This is a genomic window from Serratia sp. Res13-Sevr-LER1-36-b (genome assembly GCF_015673035.1).
GTDB classification, from domain to species: Bacteria; Pseudomonadota; Gammaproteobacteria; order Enterobacterales; family Enterobacteriaceae; genus Chania; species Chania fonticola_C.
Window position 1 is genome coordinate 1 of sequence record NZ_JADACK010000026.1, and the last position, 545, is coordinate 545.

The 545-nt window shown below is 54.3% G+C and carries 1 rRNA gene; it reads left to right on the top strand.

Annotated features, from left to right (window positions below):
* A 23S ribosomal RNA gene (locus IMQ33_RS19325) occupies nt 1–545 on the top strand; the annotation flags it as partial.

Sequence of the window (545 nt, forward strand, 5' to 3'; positions counted from 1 at the left end):
GGGTAGTTTGACTGGGGCGGTCTCCTCCCAAAGAGTAACGGAGGAGCACGAAGGTTAGCTAATCACGGTCGGACATCGTGAGGTTAGTGCAAAGGCATAAGCTAGCTTGACTGCGAGAGTGACGGCTCGAGCAGGTACGAAAGTAGGTCTTAGTGATCCGGTGGTTCTGAATGGAAGGGCCATCGCTCAACGGATAAAAGGTACTCCGGGGATAACAGGCTGATACCGCCCAAGAGTTCATATCGACGGCGGTGTTTGGCACCTCGATGTCGGCTCATCACATCCTGGGGCTGAAGTAGGTCCCAAGGGTATGGCTGTTCGCCATTTAAAGTGGTACGCGAGCTGGGTTTAGAACGTCGTGAGACAGTTCGGTCCCTATCTGCCGTGGGCGTTGGAAGATTGAGAGGGGTTGCTCCTAGTACGAGAGGACCGGAGTGAACGCACCACTGGTGTTCGGGTTGTCATGCCAATGGCACTGCCCGGTAGCTAAGTGCGGAAAAGATAAGCGCTGAAAGCATCTAAGCGCGAAACTTGCCTCGAGATGA